A 14,313-nucleotide genomic window follows, 5' to 3' on the forward strand; every position below is an offset into this window, starting at 1 on the left:
TAAATTCAGGCAAGAAAATAAAATTACCTGGGTTATCACAAACACTAAGACTAAAGGAAAAGATACCATTTTTATGCAGTTCTCAGACTTTTACAGTATCTAGAACGGGTGAAAAATGGTTTGTATCTTTTACTTTAGATGCTGAAAAAGTACCGCCAATTACTCACGAGATAGAAAAAATTGGTGTTGACTTGGGTGTTAAAAGATTAGCAACATGTTCTGACGGTTCAACTTACGATATGCCAGATACTACTAAAAAGGCAAAAACCAAGCTAGGTAAACTCCAATGGCATAATCGTAGAAAAATTTTAGGGAATAAAACACTAAAAATCAAAGCATCTAAAAACGCTATTAAATTTTTTAAGGAACAATCTGAAATTCATAGGCGAATAGCCAACATCAGACAAGATACTACTCAAAAAATGACTTCAGAAATAAGCACAAAAGCTTATGTGATCAGGATTGAGGATTTAAATGTCAAAGGTATGTTAGCTAATCACAAACTAGCCTCTGCTATTTCAAATAATTGTTTCTATGAGATTCGTAGGCAATTGGTTTATAAGCAAGACCACTATGGAACTAAAGTTGAACTTGTTGATAGGTTTTATCCAAGTTCTAAGAAATGTTCTAAGTGTGGTCATCTACAGCCTATGAAGCTATCAGAGCGAATTTTTAATTGTGAAAGATGCGGTCATTCTCACGATAGGGATGAGAATGCTGCTGACAACTTAAAAGATGCACCAAATAAAGTAGTACGGTTGGCTAGATCGGAAAGTAAAGCCTGTGGATTGGAAGGAGCCGACTCCCCAAGTTGAAGCAGGAAATTAGCGCTCAACTTGGTTTAACCAAGTTTAGGTAAGTCTTTTATAGCAGAAAATAAGTAAAACATCATTCTCAAGAGTTATTAGTTAGGAGCGACAAGTCTGATGGACGCAATGGAATTTTTTCAGCTAAGTGCTGGTAGATGGCTTTCTTCTCGTACAACTCATCACTTAGCATTTAAACGTTCTGAAATGGGAGAGTCTGAGATAAATGTGGAAACCTTGAGTGCAGAGGATCCAGAATTAATTGCGCTGTGTGAGATGCACTCGATTGACCCTAGCTTAGCTGTTGGTGGATCTCGGGTGAATTGGCTAGGTACTATGGCTTGGGACAAAGAAGGTGATGAGAATCACGAAGGGAAAACAGTATTTGCGATTGTCCCTGATGCGGATAACCCAAGACAAGGTAAATTACTGAGAGAGAGAGGCTACGCAGAAATTATGCCTGTAGTCGGTCTTTTTTACCTGGACGATCAAGATGGACTAGTGCTAACGACTGAATATGAAACAATGAGTTCTATTGAGAGATTTTGGTTTGCCAGCCCAAACGTCCGATTACGCACCAGCACTGTAAAACGGTTTGGCGGCTTTAGCACAGCGTCATTTTGTACTGAAACTCGTGTAGGAGAAGATACACAAGAGGGAACTCACAACCAAGCGCAGGATGTTTCATCAACAACAGAGTTTTATTCTATTTTGGGTTGGTGAGTTATTCTACTCGTGGTGATGCATTTGCTCGTGGCTGCGAATATCTGCTGATGGTACAGCGGCTTGCTTTAGAACCAAAAATGGTGGATGTGATGGATAACCTGCGCGATCGCATTCCCATTTGTACATTCGTTGGCGAGAATATCCAGAAGATTAACAATCTTTTGAATACCCACTTGCAAGCCTGTCATGAATGCTTCCATCCCCAAGAGCGAAAGACAATGCAAATTTTTGCTGTTCCTCTAGCCCAACCCTTTGGGCTTGATGGTATATGCAACATTTTTACAACTCCAATCACGATTTTCGTTGACGTTGGTCGAGTTGTACCAGAAAATTGGTTGCACGTCGTCGCCCATGAATACGCCCATGCTCATTTGGGTGAGTCTGGGCATAGCCAGAGATTTGGGAGTGTTCTTTCTCATCTGTGTTTGGGACTAGGATTAGAGCCACCTTGTTGGGAGATAGGAAAGGAGGTTAGCTTGCGTAGTTGGCCTTATTGTGAATCGACCAAAGACCCCTTAGAATTTTGGTTAGGTTCACAAAGAGTTTGGGCGTAGACGATGCCACATAGAGTTACTTTTCGTTAAATTTCGTAAAATTCTATCAGAATCTTAGGATTCAGCTGGTGCTACTCCCTTAATATGTGATTTGAAGTTGTTAAATTTCATTAACATCGCGGAGGTTTAATAAATGTCACTTCCTCTGTTAACATACACGCCTTCTAGCAAAAATCAGCGTGTTGCTGGGTTTGAGGTAGCAGGTGATGAAAAGCCTTGGATTTATTCCACGGACAACCTGCTCTCATCTTCAGATCTGGATAATCTGATCGAAGCAGCATACCGTCAATTGTTCTTTCGTGCTTTTGAAGCAGATCGCGAACGCTTTCTTGAATCCCAACTCCGTAATGGACAAATTACAGTACGGGATTTTGTTCGTGGCTTAGTGCTTTCTAATACATTTAGAAAGAGCTTCTACGACCTCAACAATAACTATCGCTTTGTTGAGCAAGTCGTTGAGCGCGTGCTGGGGCGCGAAGTTTATAACGAGAGAGAAAAAATAGCTTGGTCCATTGTAGTTGCTACAAAAGGTATTGTAGGCTTCATTGATCAACTGCTCAATAGCGAAGAGTATCTAGACAATTTTGGATACAACACAGTTCCCTACCGTCGTCGTCGGGTATTACAAGGGCGCTCTCAAGGTGATTTGCCAACTGATATTAAATTGCCCCGCTACGAAGATTATTATCGCGCTAAGCTAGGCTTTCCACAAATCATTTGGCAGACACAAGTACGTAGATACGTTCCCCAAGACAAAAAGCCGAAGGCGGGCGATCCATCTTTGTTCTTGTCTATGGCACAAGGTATCGATCCTCAAGGTAACCCACCACAAAGGATTTCCCCATACAACATCGATATTGAACAATCTGTACCTTATCGTAAATTAGCAGGGATTAAGTAAAGCTTTTTAAGCCTACAGCTAGTAACTTTACTCGGAATTTAAAATTCAAAATTCAAAAAGTTTATTAATTGACTTTTTTGCTAATTTTGAATTATATCTTTATTTCCGCAACCCCTGTACTAGTTGAATGATTATTTGGCGCGCATAAATTTTGGGTGATGTAGAAGTTTTATTGGGATATGCCTAATAAAACAAACTCTATCCCATCTCTTATGCGCGCCTAGCTATTATTTATGCTCATCTACTTAACTAATTATTTTTAACCTGCCTGAGAGTATTTTCTAAAATTTGGGATGAAATTACCCCTGACATTGGCCGACCATTAAATAAGAAATAGGGCGTACTACTAATATTTAATTTCTCAGCTAAAGTAATATCTTTTTTGATAGCATCTTTGGCAGCATTACTCTTACGATCTTTATCAAATTTTTTTAAATCTAAATTAAGTTGCTGTGCTATTTTGACATATAAAGCATCTTCCAACTTATCTTGATTTTCAAACAAAGCTTTATGAAATTCCCAAAATTTTCCCTGTTTGCCAGCAGCCCAAGATGCTAATGCTGCTGGCATTGCTTCTTTATGAATATTTACTAATGGTAAGTGTTTATAAACAAAAGTAACTTCATTTCCATTCTTTTGCATAAATTTTGAAATATTGTTATGGGCTCTAGCACAAAAAGGGCATTGAAAGTCGGAAAATTCTACTAAAATTATTTTTTTATCTTGGGAACCTAATGTAGGTGAATCTCCTATAAAATCGACAGGATTTTTCATTAAATCATTACTAATATTTTCAATTGCTTGATTTTTAGCACGTTCTAATTTTAATTGATAATCTTTGACGGAATTTAAAATTAAATCTGGATGTTTTTGAATATTTATTGCAATCAAATATTCTAAATATTGATTGAATATATATAAATTTAATCCCGTAATCATTATTATAGAACCCATAAAAATTAACAACTTAACTGGCTTATTAATTATGAAATTCAAATTCATTGTGTTTTATTATGTATGTTTTACTATTATCGAAAAACCAGTAATTTCGTCTTTTTATTTTGAATACTTATCAAAGAAACTACTGGCTTTTACAATTTAATTTTAAATAAAAAACAAAATATTTAAAATTACTGACAACTTCCAACACCACTAGCAGCAATGCAAGTGTCATACATCTCAGCACACCTTGGAGTATTAAGACCACCACAACCCATGTAAGTACCCCAACATTGGTCTGCTACAATCCTGGCAGTAGAACATGTATCTAATTCGCTGCTATCAGGACTGAAATTAATTTTGCTGAGACAGTTTCCGTAATCACCAATCACTCGACTCCGGCAGTCTTCTATTTCTCTTGGAGTTGGGTTTGGGTCATTAGGGTTTTTCTTTTGCGCACATGAGTTAAATTGATTAACATATTTACTACCACAGCTACCCACTTGTTCAAACACGCTGGGTTCGCTTGGATTTCCTCCGGATGGAAGAGCTTGGCTATTTTTAACAATCAGAAACACAAAAAAAGGGGCAATTCCTAAAATTAGCAAACACGTCATCAATGAGTTACGCATGACATTTCTGACAAGGTATTGAATGCTAAAAGTCTCTCTTAAAGAACTGTCTATTTTCCATACCAAAATATGCTCAATATTTACTCATTTACTGCTCATCGCACCTCCTAAATACCTACAGATAAGTAGATGGACAAAAATATTTCCAGTCCGCCGCGAGCGTTCGCAAAGCGTCTCGAAGAGAAGCAAAGCAATCCTATCGTTTGCGTTCGCGTAAAGCCCTGCGGGCGTGCGTTGGCGCAGCCTCTCCGCCCTTGAGAAGCGTCTCCCTTAGAAGAAATCCCGCAATAGACGCTGAATTTCTATACTTTTGCAGAAATTGACCCAGAAATTAAATTCCTGGGCTAAGTATCAAAAAGTTGCAACTGGTGGTCTAGGGGTAGATCATCCTACAACAGCGAAGATCAGTGAAAATCTGAAATTATTGCGCGATAAATATGCTTAACTTTGTTCTTCCACCCCCGTTACTGCTTGTCACGTTTTAGTACCAGTGTTAGTCTATATACAAAACTTTACAGATTTATAGATTCGCGTATAAGCACTTACAAAGGTTTACAGACATTAATTATGTCTTTCAAATCCAGCTATTTCACAAGACAAAACTCTTTGAGGACATGGTGAACTTGATAAAAAGAGGTTCTTTGAACCCGATGACAATAACTAACAGCTTCCGCAGTGTACTAGGAATGTGGTATAAGCGTGTATTCACTCACTGGAGAGGAGATTTAGCAGGCGGGTTAACGGCGGCTGTTGTTGCGCTTCCTCTAGCCCTTGCATTTGCTGTAGCGAGCGGGGTTGATCCCAAAGCCGGACTCTACACTGCGATCGTGGCGGGAATTATAGCAGCGGTTTTTGGGGGTTCTCCGGTACAAATAACCGGTCCGACTGGGGCAATGGCAGTCATTCTGGTGGGAATTGTTGCGAAGTATGGAATTGAGAAAGTCTGGATCGCTGGAGTCATCGCTGGGATTATCCAGGTAGCCCTAGGTGTTGCCAAGTTGGGTAGACTTGTTAAATTCATCCCCTACCCAGTGACAGCAGGCTTTACCAACGGCATTGCTGTCATTATTTTTTGTGGACAATTGAACAATTTCTTTGGGCTGAAACTATCCAGAAGTGAACATTTCTTACCAGGATTGTGGCAAACTATAACCCATTTGGAACAACTCAATTGGGCAGCCGTTGTTTTAGCAACGATTGTGATTCTGACGCAACTTTTTTGGGTAAGGGTTACAAGGGTTGTGCCAGGTTCTCTGGTCGGACTGGTGCTGGCTACAGCGATCGCCTCCGTGTTTCATTTGCATGTTCCAACCATTGGTTCAATTCCTCAATCTTTACCTTTACCTCAATCGATTCCCCATTGGAATGATTTTGGGTTGATCCAAGAATTGATTAATCCAGCATTAGCCCTGGCAGCATTGGGTAGCATTGAATCTTTGCTGTCGGCAGTGGTAGCAGATGGCATGACGGTAAGTGAAAAACATAATAGCGATCGCGAATTGATTGGTCAGGGTTTAGCCAATATCGTAGTACCCTTCTTTGGTGGCATTCCAGCAACCGGGGCGATCGCACGCACAGCAGTGAATGTACGAGCCGGTGGTAGAACCAGGCTATCGGGTGTGATTCAAGGGGTTGCATTGGCAGCGATTGTTTTGACATTAGCACCATTAGCGGCTCAAATCCCATTAGCAGCACTGGCAGGCATTTTAATAGTGACGAGTGTACGGATGATTGAATGGGAAGCGATCGGTTTATTAGTGCGGGCGACCTATTCTGACTTTGCCGTAATGATTCTTACTTGGATGGTGACAATTTTCTTCGATTTGGTTCTCGCCGTCGAAGTGGGATTAATTGCAGCTGGGGCATTGTTCATCAAACGCATGAGTGAGCTGAGTTTGGCTAAGGTTCCTGAAACAGATGCGTTTCCACCAGGGATTCCACTAGAGCTAACAAAGGAAATTGCGGTGTATCGGGTTGATGGTCCTGTGTTCTTTGGCGCGGCTGAACGATTCGTCACCTTCCTGCGGGATGAGCCAGAAGTAAAGTATCTAATTCTGCGGATGCGCTTTGTTCCAAACATGGATACCACCGGATTAGTGGCGATGGAAGATATTTATCATGACTTAAAACGTCATGGTTGTCGCTTGATTTTGAGCGGATTACAGTCCGATGTTCAAAAGCTCCTAGAACGCACTGGTTTACTCGATAAAATTGGGCGAGAAAATTGTTTTGAAACGACGGATGCAGCAATTTATGCTCTCAATCCCAATTTAGAAGCATACCAACCTGGAGTGACTTCTAATTTGGGGTCAGAAGAACTAGTTGCTTAAGTTTGTTTAAGGGAGCAGTGCAATTTTGTGGGATGCCTAAAAATAGATGATAAAGGATTTATTCTGAATTCTGACTCCTGAATTCTGTTTCATAAAAATTCGATCCCACAAAACGGGGACTGCTCCCAACTGTAGCCTGCTAAAGGAAACATCAACTTAATATTTGGCAATTTCGATCAATAAACAATAATATTATTCGAGTCGAGGGAAACTGAGAAAACATAATATATAACCCCAAGTCCTAGAAGTACGACAGCAAGACTGGAGAGGATTACCCAGCGGTCTGCTGGTTCATAGGATTCTGTGTCTATATCACGACGAACAACACCATAGTGCTGAGTTGCAAATAACACTGTCAATAGACCAACTAACGAGAACGCTAAACCTAACTTCCAGCCCGCACCAGGAGATTCCGGGACAAGTGGGGGACGGAGAATACGAAGACGAACAATGAGAACACCGAACCCCATCAAAGAAATTCCACTTCTCATCCAAGCTAAATAGGTACGCTCATTTGCTAGATGTTCCCGCACTTTGTCGGAAGTACGTTTCTTTGAGTTAGAATTGTCGTCTAATTGCTGTATCTCTGTCTTCATAAACTTGAATTATAGCTACATTTAAATAGTACGGGAAGTACTGCTTATGTGCATCTTTCCAGTAGTTGACTTTTGATTTTGTTGAAGTATTGAAGAAAAGAAGAATCGATATTGTTTGGTCACTCAGTATTAAAACAAAAGTCCTTTATTTAGGTATTAAAACTGATAGAAATAATGTAATTTTGATGAGTATATTTTTAATTTTTGCGGGTTTATACTTAGGAGAAAATATACTTGAAAGGTTTGTAGTTGCATTTTAGTGCGCTAAAGCGCAACTACGAACCAATTTTGTGCCAACCTACTCAAGGCTGTACTAACCTGCAATTTTTGCTATTGCTTTATCAACAGCTTGCAATGCAGTATCAATTTCTTGTTCACTAACAATCAGTGGTGGTACAAATCGGACAACTTTTGGTCCGGCAGGAACAAGTAATAAACCGCTGTCCATCGCAGTTTTGACGACATCAGCAGCAGTTAGTTGTGGATCTGCGGCAAGTTCCATACCGTTGATTAAACCCCAGCCACGGACTTCAACGATTTGCTGCGGATATTTCTGTGCGATCGCGCGCAAACCATTTCGTAATTGTTCACCCCTTGCTTCAGCATTGTGCAAAAGATTTTCCTTTTCTATAGTTTGGCAAACTGTGAGTGCAGCTGCACAAGCAAAAGGATTCCCACCAAACGTGCTTGCGTGTTCCCCTGGCTGAAAAATATCACAGAATGATTTGCTCATCATTGCTCCTATAGGAATACCACCACCTAAGCCTTTGGCACTAGTGAAGATATCTGGCTCAACGCCTATATTTTCGTAACCCCATAATTTACCAGTGCGTCCCATCCCAACTTGTACTTCGTCAAAAATAAGCAGGATCCCGGTTTCATCACAAATTTGCCGCACTTTTTGGAAATAAGCAATGTCTCCCGGACGAACACCGCCTTCTCCTTGTAATGGCTCTAAAAGAATTGCTGCGACACGGTAATCACCTTCATCCAATTCGCTAATTGCTGCTTCAAGTGCCCTAACATCGTTGTAAGGTACGTGGTGAAACCCGGGTACTAAGGGATCAAAGTTCTTTTGATACTTCGGTTGACCTGTGGCAGTAATCGCTGCTAGAGTGCGACCGTGGAAACTAGCATGTGCTGTCAAGATGATTGGTTTGTCAATTTTTAGGACTGTGTGAGCATATTTCCGCGCCAGTTTAATAGCAGCTTCGTTTGCTTCCGCCCCGGAGTTACAGAAAAATGCTCTACTTGCACAGGAATGCTCTACTATCCATTTTGCTAACTCTCCCTGTTCGGGAATGTAGTATAAATTAGAAACGTGGTGCAATTTTTGAATTTGTCGTGTCACCGTTTCTACCAAAGCAGGGTGCGCATGTCCTAAAGTACAAGTGGCGATCCCAGCCACAAAGTCGAGATATTCTCGTCCCTGTGTGTCCCAAACGCGACATCCGGCTCCCCGTTCTAGGGCTAAAGGAAACCGCGAATAAGTGGACATGACAGTCTGATTAAAATCATCTGTATCAAAGGTGCTAGATGACACGGAACCTGACTGTGGATTTATTGTTGCTTGTTCAACCAGAGTTTGTTTGAGCACTGCCTAAATCCTCGAAATCTTTTATAGTAATAGTGATTTAATGCCTTTAAGCTAATTCTGACAAAAATCTTTGTAATAACCAATAGCGAAAATTTCTACCGAGGCTAAAACTTGGTTATTCTGAAACGACTAACAATCGTAAAGCACTGTGTACTCAAACCTTGAGCAAAAATATCGACGTATCCAAACAGAGTTAATGGCAGGAGCGATCGCTCTCGCCGGTGTCTTCCTGACTGGTACTTTATGGTATCACTTTGTAGAAGGCTGGCCTTTGGAAGACGCGACCTACATGACGGTAATTACGTTATCTACTGTAGGTTATGGGGAAATACGACCACTAGGAGTACGCGGAAGGTTATTTACCATCGCCCTGATTTTAATGGGTGTGATCACTATTGGTTACATTGTCAATAGGTTTACAGAAGCTGTAATTCAAGGTTACTTTCAAGAAGGAATTCGGTTACGACAACAGAGGCGGTTAATGGACTCTTTATCAAGGCATTATATCATCTGTGGATTTAGCCGGACTGGTCGTCAAATAGCCCAAGAATTTCGCGCAGAAGATGTTTCCTTTGTGGTGATTGATTCTGATATAGACTCTGTACGCAAAGCTCAAGTAGAAGGTTATACTGTATACCAGGGTGATGCCACATTAGATGAAACTCTTTTGACTGTTGGTGTTGAACGGGCAATTTGTATAGTTGCAGCTTTGCCTTCTGATGCAGAAAATCTATATACAGTACTATCAGCAAAAACACTAAATCCTGGCATACGAGCGATCGCACGAGCAAGCACAGAAGAAGCATTGCAAAAATTGCAGCGTGGTGGCGCAGACGCAGTCATTTCTCCTTACATTACAGGGGGTAAGCGAATGGCTGCCGCTGCCCTTAGACCTGAAGTCATGGACTTTGTAGATGGTATTATCTCAGGCACAGACCGACAGTTGTATATGGAAGAATTTTTGCTCGACCCTACTACTAGTCCTTTTGTGGGTCAAACCTTAAGGCAAGCAAAGCTACGTGCACAAACCGGTGCATTATTGCTTGCCATTCGTCGCACTAATGGAGAACTTATTGGTGGTCCTACTGCTGAGACGGTATTTATGCCAGGAGATACACTGATCGCTATGGGGACAGCAGAACAATTGCGTGCGCTTAACCAACTCTTGGGACCAATTGGTTCTCAGAAATTGCGGAGACCGAAGAATAAATAGGAGTCAGAAGTCAGAAGTCAATATGAAGGTGTATTCCGACGGGAGAAAGAAAAAAGGGGTTGTTAACTGGTTTAATTAGAGATTGCTGAATTCTAGCTTGAAAATAGGGAGCAGGGAAAAAAACTTGTTTTGTTCGGACTGACTTCCGAATTCTGAGTTCTGACTTCTTGTTAAGCAACTGGTTTAGCTAAAGCCAAGTCTAATGCGCGTTCAATATCATCTTCACCCATATATTCACCATTTTGAATTTCTAAAAGAATGAGTGGGATAAATCCGGGATTTTCGACGCTATGAAGCGTTGCAACAGGGACAAAAGCAGACTCATTGCGGTTAAGTAATCGTTCGTTACCGCCACATTTTACGTGTGCTGTTCCAGAAACTACAACCCAGTGTTCACTGCGGTGATAATGGATTTGAGGCTTGATACGATGTTTAGGCTTGATTTCAATACGGTTAATTCTATAAGTAGCACCTTCCTCAATAACTTCTACTTTACCCCAATACCTCATCCCTGAATGAGAAGAAGATTGATTTACACTTGATCGAGCATGATTCTCGTACTCAGTCATAACTAGTTTCTCAACTAGACAGCTATGACTATTATTTAGCAGTTTTAGGGAAAAGGGGGGAACAAAGCATGAATTTGTAATAAAATATCAATATATTTGATAGTTAATTCCGACAGCAATTAATTAATAGTTTGGGGTTCCCAACCATGAAGAGGAGCTATTATAGTTATAAACCATTCAATGATGATAGGGGAAGCTGCTGACATTAAAATGCTAGGATACACTGCCATTCCCCAATCAGGATGGATTAGGACTCGACATTTATTTTGCATCACTGGGTAGTTGAGTAAAGCTTTTACAACAGCTATATCATCGTGGGGAATACTTCCAATTCGGGAAAGCAAAGGATAGCCAGTACGAGGATCAATTAAGTCGGTTAGATAACCGCGATCGCGCATATTAAATGCTACATCACAGCCAAACCGCATAAACTTTTCTCGCAAGCGTTGCTTTTCTGTTTCTATTTCTGGTGTACTTTCGACTAGTTCATGTTGTGATTGCTGCAAAACAATCACCACCCAAAAAGAAAGCTGATTTTTCCAATCTGGCAATACCCGTTCGCAGTTGGCACAGATATACTGACTGGGAGGATGGATTGAGATCTGAACTGCTCGTCCTGTTTTGCCAACAAAACCAATGAGACAGCCTGCAACAGAAGTGTAAGCCTTCGGATATTTCACTCAACCTGATTTTTACGTTCATCTTTTGTGTAGATGATAACTCTTAATTCGTCAGAAAAGTTATTAATTTTCTCCGATGAGTTCACTTTATCGAAAGGTTTATTTATTATTTATATAATTTTAATATTATTATTTATATATCTTAACGTTAGCAGATACGTTTTCTGATAAAGTAGGACAAGATTTTCCTACTGTGATAAGAATTTCCGTTGAAGAGAGGGAAGTTTCTGTCGAGTACAGATCAGGTGCCTCATTTGAGACACCTGCGACTTCTAAAACATCACATCAGTCAAGTTTTAAAGCATTAACTGGAACATCATCCCAAGTATTAACTGTTCGCAATCGTGCCTCCCAGCCCCAAGCCTTTTGTACGTCTGTCAAATTCTGCTTAAAGGACTCATGGCAATCTTGGGCTTGCGATTCGTCACAACATGCAATACAAGCGTGAATCATCCCAGATGAGTCTACTTGCTCGTTTAACCAAATAGTCATGGTATCGTCTCCTCAAAATTCGCTATGACTAGTGGTTAATTGAGATTAACCACTAACCAACAATAAGTAACTGCTATAGCAATCCTATTCGAGTTGTAAACTTAGTCGTGAACGAACGCAATAGATCAGCACTCTTGCAAGAGATTTTTCAGAAATAATTTAGGATCGCTATCGATATTTATGGTTTTTGGGCGGCGATCGCTAATTTTACTCCTTTGAGTTGACGTAAGCGATCCATAACAGCCACTACATGACCATGAGAAACTTGCTCATCCGCGTTAATGATTACCAAAGTTTCTTGGTTAGAACCAGTCAACTTGCTTACCTGCTCTGCCAAAGCATCAACCCCAGTAGGTTGACGGTTCAAGCTGATTTGACCAGCTTTATCTATCGTCACAGTAATTGGTGCAGATGCTTGTTGTTGTGCCGTTCCTGCTTGTGGTAAGTTTACAGGTAATCCTTCTGAGCGTGTTAAAAATAGCGACGACATAATAAAAAATGTCAATAGCGCAAACATTACATCAATCATCGGCACGACGTTGATTTGAAGTGGTAAATCTGGCTCATCTTGTAGGCGCATAAGTTGTTTTATCTCCTCTTTCATAACGGCGGCGGTACAACAATTCTAGTTGTCCTCCATACTCCTGAATCCGCGCTATTTGCCGTTGATACAGTCCTCGAAAGGTATTGGCAAATAAAAGTGTAAAAATAGCTACTACCAATCCTGATGCAGTAGAAACCAACGCCTCACTGATCCCAGCTGTAACATTTGTTGTTCTCGTACCTCCTAAATCACCAATATTTAGAGAAGCAAGGGAGGCAATCAATCCCAGCACAGTACCGAGAAGTCCTAATAGTGGTGCAAGTCCAATGATCGTCTCAAAGATATTTTGAAAGCGCTTGAGCAAAGGTATTTCGGCTTGTGCTTCGGTTTCTAAGGCGAGACGAAACTCTTCTGGTGTCGGTTCCTCTAATTCCAAAGCTGCCAAAAAGATCCGTGCCAGAGGCAAATCTGTATTTTGATGGAGTTTATCCAAAGCGCCAACAACGTTATTCAGACGATAAAGACTCAGTACCTCTTTAACAACATGCGTTTGACGTCTATTAATCCGCACCCAAAAAATAACACGTTCGATAATCAGCGCCACTGCTAGGATAGAAAATCCCAACAATGGCCACATGACCACTCCACCTGCGGCAAATAGATTACTTAGTACCATATTACTGTTGTTTTACTCCTCAACTTCAAAACCAAACCTAGAGTGACGACTGCTCCATAAATACTAGTACAAACGACGGATAAATAACTCTTAATACTGCTCGGTTAAGCTAAAAAATCAAGTTTTAGGTAGGTTGGGTTGAGGGACGAAACCCAACATTTATGGGCATTTGTTGGGTAACGCTTATGCGCTCTACCCAACCTACGATTTTCTAGTACAAAGGACGGAGAAATAACTCGAATTCATGTGAAACAGAGAAAGCGGTTTCCTTACGAGCAATGTAGTCTTGTTGACTAATTTATGCCTTCAGTCTTACCTCCACGACCAGAGTCAATATTGATCATTCTGTATTAAGCTTAGATATGAGGAGTGAATTTGGCTACAACGGGTGTCTGTAGTCAGAATAGATAGTGCTTCGGCTGATTGAGCTATACTTGCACCGCCAGATAAAAATCCAACTATTTCAATCTAGAATAATAATATAGGGAGTTTGGAACAAAACTATGAATACCAAAATTGTTACGAGCTTAACAGTTATTGCAACTATTATATGCTTAGGTAGTTCCGCTCAAGCACAATCATCAGCATCGGGAAACTCAAACAATAAAGGATATACCTTATCTGGAAGATCTCTAAGAGGAATTAATAACAGAACAGCTGGTGGCGACTTTGGAAGATTCTTTTCTATAACCAACTCTGCAAGTGTCTCTAGAAATTCCTCGACAAATTATCGAGATATCTCTAGCAACAATGCGACAAGTAATATTCCTCCTTATATAAATCAACGCCCAGTGAAAATCGACGATCAACTTGAATTAGGGCGTGATATACAGCAACCACTAGCATCCCCGAATAGTGTAATTTTCCCTATCCCAGATCAGTCTTTTGACCCTAACAGTGCAATAAAAGTCCAAGTTCAACAGGGTCAGTAATTTAGTTATTTATCCAATTTACTACCGGGTTATTAGATGCGAACGTACAGATGGTACCTGACATTTTGCACCCGGACTGAATCAGCCCGATATCCCGCCCTACACTTAAGTGCAGGGCTAATAGCT

The 14,313-nt window shown here is 40.6% G+C and carries 16 protein-coding genes; 7 read left to right on the plus strand and 9 right to left on the minus strand.

What is annotated here, in order from left to right:
* The 4 genes from G4P69_RS24580 to G4P69_RS24595 form a co-directional block, all read left to right on the plus strand.
* A partial coding sequence (locus G4P69_RS24580; RefSeq protein WP_208351904.1) for an RNA-guided endonuclease InsQ/TnpB family protein occupies positions 1-815 on the plus strand: 815 nt, incomplete at its 5' end.
* 111 nt (positions 816-926) lie between these two features.
* Positions 927-1,529: a phycobiliprotein lyase gene (locus G4P69_RS24585; protein WP_208346113.1), complete on the plus strand. Its 603-nt coding sequence runs from the start codon at positions 927-929 to the stop codon at positions 1,527-1,529.
* Positions 1,526-2,086 (plus strand): hypothetical protein, encoded by a 561-nt coding sequence (locus tag G4P69_RS24590; RefSeq protein WP_208346114.1) that lies wholly within the window; start codon positions 1,526-1,528, stop codon positions 2,084-2,086. The genes G4P69_RS24585 and G4P69_RS24590 overlap by 4 nt, the downstream gene beginning before the upstream one ends.
* Positions 2,087-2,219: 133 nt before the next feature.
* The gene (locus G4P69_RS24595; RefSeq protein WP_208351906.1) at positions 2,220-2,987 is read left to right on the plus strand and encodes a phycobilisome rod-core linker polypeptide; all 768 of its coding nucleotides are present in this window, start codon (positions 2,220-2,222) and stop codon (positions 2,985-2,987) included.
* A gap of 249 nt (positions 2,988-3,236) precedes the next feature.
* On the opposite strand, the gene G4P69_RS24600 is transcribed toward G4P69_RS24595, so the two are convergent.
* Both G4P69_RS24600 and G4P69_RS24605 read right to left on the minus strand, forming a co-directional pair.
* Positions 3,237-3,941, minus strand: coding sequence for a DsbA family protein (locus G4P69_RS24600; protein ID WP_208351908.1), 705 nt, complete (start codon positions 3,939-3,941; stop codon positions 3,237-3,239).
* Between the two features lie 176 nt (positions 3,942-4,117).
* Positions 4,118-4,558, minus strand: a complete 441-nt coding sequence (locus tag G4P69_RS24605) for a hypothetical protein (protein ID WP_208351910.1) — start codon at positions 4,556-4,558, stop codon at positions 4,118-4,120.
* A gap of 650 nt (positions 4,559-5,208) precedes the next feature.
* On the opposite strand from G4P69_RS24605, the gene G4P69_RS24610 reads away from it, so the two are divergent.
* Positions 5,209-6,888, plus strand: coding sequence for a SulP family inorganic anion transporter (locus G4P69_RS24610; RefSeq protein ID WP_208351912.1), 1,680 nt, complete (start codon positions 5,209-5,211; stop codon positions 6,886-6,888).
* A 176-nt stretch (positions 6,889-7,064) separates the two neighbouring features.
* On the opposite strand, the gene G4P69_RS24615 is transcribed toward G4P69_RS24610, so the two are convergent.
* Entirely contained in the window at positions 7,065-7,484 is a 420-nt protein-coding gene (locus G4P69_RS24615; protein ID WP_208342485.1) for a YidH family protein, read from the minus strand.
* 313 nt (positions 7,485-7,797) lie between these two features.
* The gene (locus G4P69_RS24620; protein WP_208342484.1) at positions 7,798-9,081 is read right to left on the minus strand and encodes an acetylornithine transaminase; all 1,284 of its coding nucleotides are present in this window, start codon (positions 9,079-9,081) and stop codon (positions 7,798-7,800) included.
* Between the two features lie 148 nt (positions 9,082-9,229).
* On the opposite strand from G4P69_RS24620, the gene G4P69_RS24625 reads away from it, so the two are divergent.
* Positions 9,230-10,294: a potassium channel family protein gene (locus G4P69_RS24625; protein WP_208342483.1), complete on the plus strand. Its 1,065-nt coding sequence runs from the start codon at positions 9,230-9,232 to the stop codon at positions 10,292-10,294.
* Between the two features lie 170 nt (positions 10,295-10,464).
* Here the strand turns inward: G4P69_RS24625 and G4P69_RS24630 are convergent, their stop codons facing one another.
* The 5 genes from G4P69_RS24630 to G4P69_RS24650 all read right to left on the minus strand — a co-directional run bounded on the left by G4P69_RS24630 (position 10,465) and on the right by G4P69_RS24650 (position 13,255).
* Positions 10,465-10,863: a phosphomannose isomerase type II C-terminal cupin domain gene (locus tag G4P69_RS24630; RefSeq protein WP_208342482.1), complete on the minus strand. Its 399-nt coding sequence runs from the start codon at positions 10,861-10,863 to the stop codon at positions 10,465-10,467.
* A 119-nt stretch (positions 10,864-10,982) separates the two neighbouring features.
* The gene (locus G4P69_RS24635; RefSeq protein WP_208342481.1) at positions 10,983-11,543 is read right to left on the minus strand and encodes a methylmalonic aciduria and homocystinuria type D protein; all 561 of its coding nucleotides are present in this window, start codon (positions 11,541-11,543) and stop codon (positions 10,983-10,985) included.
* A gap of 285 nt (positions 11,544-11,828) precedes the next feature.
* A complete protein-coding gene (locus G4P69_RS24640; RefSeq protein ID WP_208342480.1) occupies positions 11,829-12,035 on the minus strand; it encodes a glycogen debranching protein in 207 nt (68 codons plus the stop codon).
* A gap of 178 nt (positions 12,036-12,213) precedes the next feature.
* Positions 12,214-12,615 carry an ExbD/TolR family protein gene (locus tag G4P69_RS24645; RefSeq protein WP_208342479.1) on the minus strand — a complete coding sequence of 134 codons (402 nt, stop codon included), beginning with the start codon at positions 12,613-12,615 and terminating at the stop codon, positions 12,214-12,216.
* Positions 12,599-13,255 carry a MotA/TolQ/ExbB proton channel family protein gene (locus G4P69_RS24650; protein WP_208342478.1) on the minus strand — a complete coding sequence of 219 codons (657 nt, stop codon included), beginning with the start codon at positions 13,253-13,255 and terminating at the stop codon, positions 12,599-12,601. The genes G4P69_RS24645 and G4P69_RS24650 overlap by 17 nt, the downstream gene beginning before the upstream one ends.
* A gap of 503 nt (positions 13,256-13,758) precedes the next feature.
* On the opposite strand from G4P69_RS24650, the gene G4P69_RS24655 reads away from it, so the two are divergent.
* Positions 13,759-14,187, plus strand: a complete 429-nt coding sequence (locus tag G4P69_RS24655; protein ID WP_208342477.1) for a hypothetical protein — start codon at positions 13,759-13,761, stop codon at positions 14,185-14,187.
* The last annotated feature ends 126 nt before the right edge of the window (positions 14,188-14,313 follow it).

The organism is Aetokthonos hydrillicola CCALA 1050 (assembly GCF_017591665.1).
GTDB lineage: Bacteria > Cyanobacteriota > Cyanobacteriia > Cyanobacteriales > Nostocaceae > Aetokthonos > Aetokthonos hydrillicola.

Bases quoted from the DNA above. Each gene is read 5' to 3' on its own strand.
- G4P69_RS24630 (WP_208342482.1), bottom strand. From the start codon at position 10,863: ATGACTGAGTACGAGAATCATGCTCGATCAAGTGTAAATCAATCTTCT.
- G4P69_RS24600 (WP_208351908.1), bottom strand. From the start codon at position 3,941: ATGGGTTCTATAATAATGATTACGGGATTAAATTTATATATATTCAAT.
- G4P69_RS24595 (WP_208351906.1), top strand. From the start codon at position 2,220: ATGTCACTTCCTCTGTTAACATACACGCCTTCTAGCAAAAATCAGCGT.
- G4P69_RS24610 (WP_208351912.1), top strand. From the start codon at position 5,209: ATGACAATAACTAACAGCTTCCGCAGTGTACTAGGAATGTGGTATAAG.
- G4P69_RS24640 (WP_208342480.1), bottom strand. From the start codon at position 12,035: ATGACTATTTGGTTAAACGAGCAAGTAGACTCATCTGGGATGATTCAC.
- G4P69_RS24585 (WP_208346113.1), top strand. From the start codon at position 927: ATGGACGCAATGGAATTTTTTCAGCTAAGTGCTGGTAGATGGCTTTCT.
- G4P69_RS24655 (WP_208342477.1), top strand. From the start codon at position 13,759: ATGAATACCAAAATTGTTACGAGCTTAACAGTTATTGCAACTATTATA.
- G4P69_RS24650 (WP_208342478.1), bottom strand. From the start codon at position 13,255: ATGGTACTAAGTAATCTATTTGCCGCAGGTGGAGTGGTCATGTGGCCA.
- G4P69_RS24615 (WP_208342485.1), bottom strand. From the start codon at position 7,484: ATGAAGACAGAGATACAGCAATTAGACGACAATTCTAACTCAAAGAAA.
- G4P69_RS24605 (WP_208351910.1), bottom strand. From the start codon at position 4,558: ATGCGTAACTCATTGATGACGTGTTTGCTAATTTTAGGAATTGCCCCT.
- G4P69_RS24645 (WP_208342479.1), bottom strand. From the start codon at position 12,615: ATGCGCCTACAAGATGAGCCAGATTTACCACTTCAAATCAACGTCGTG.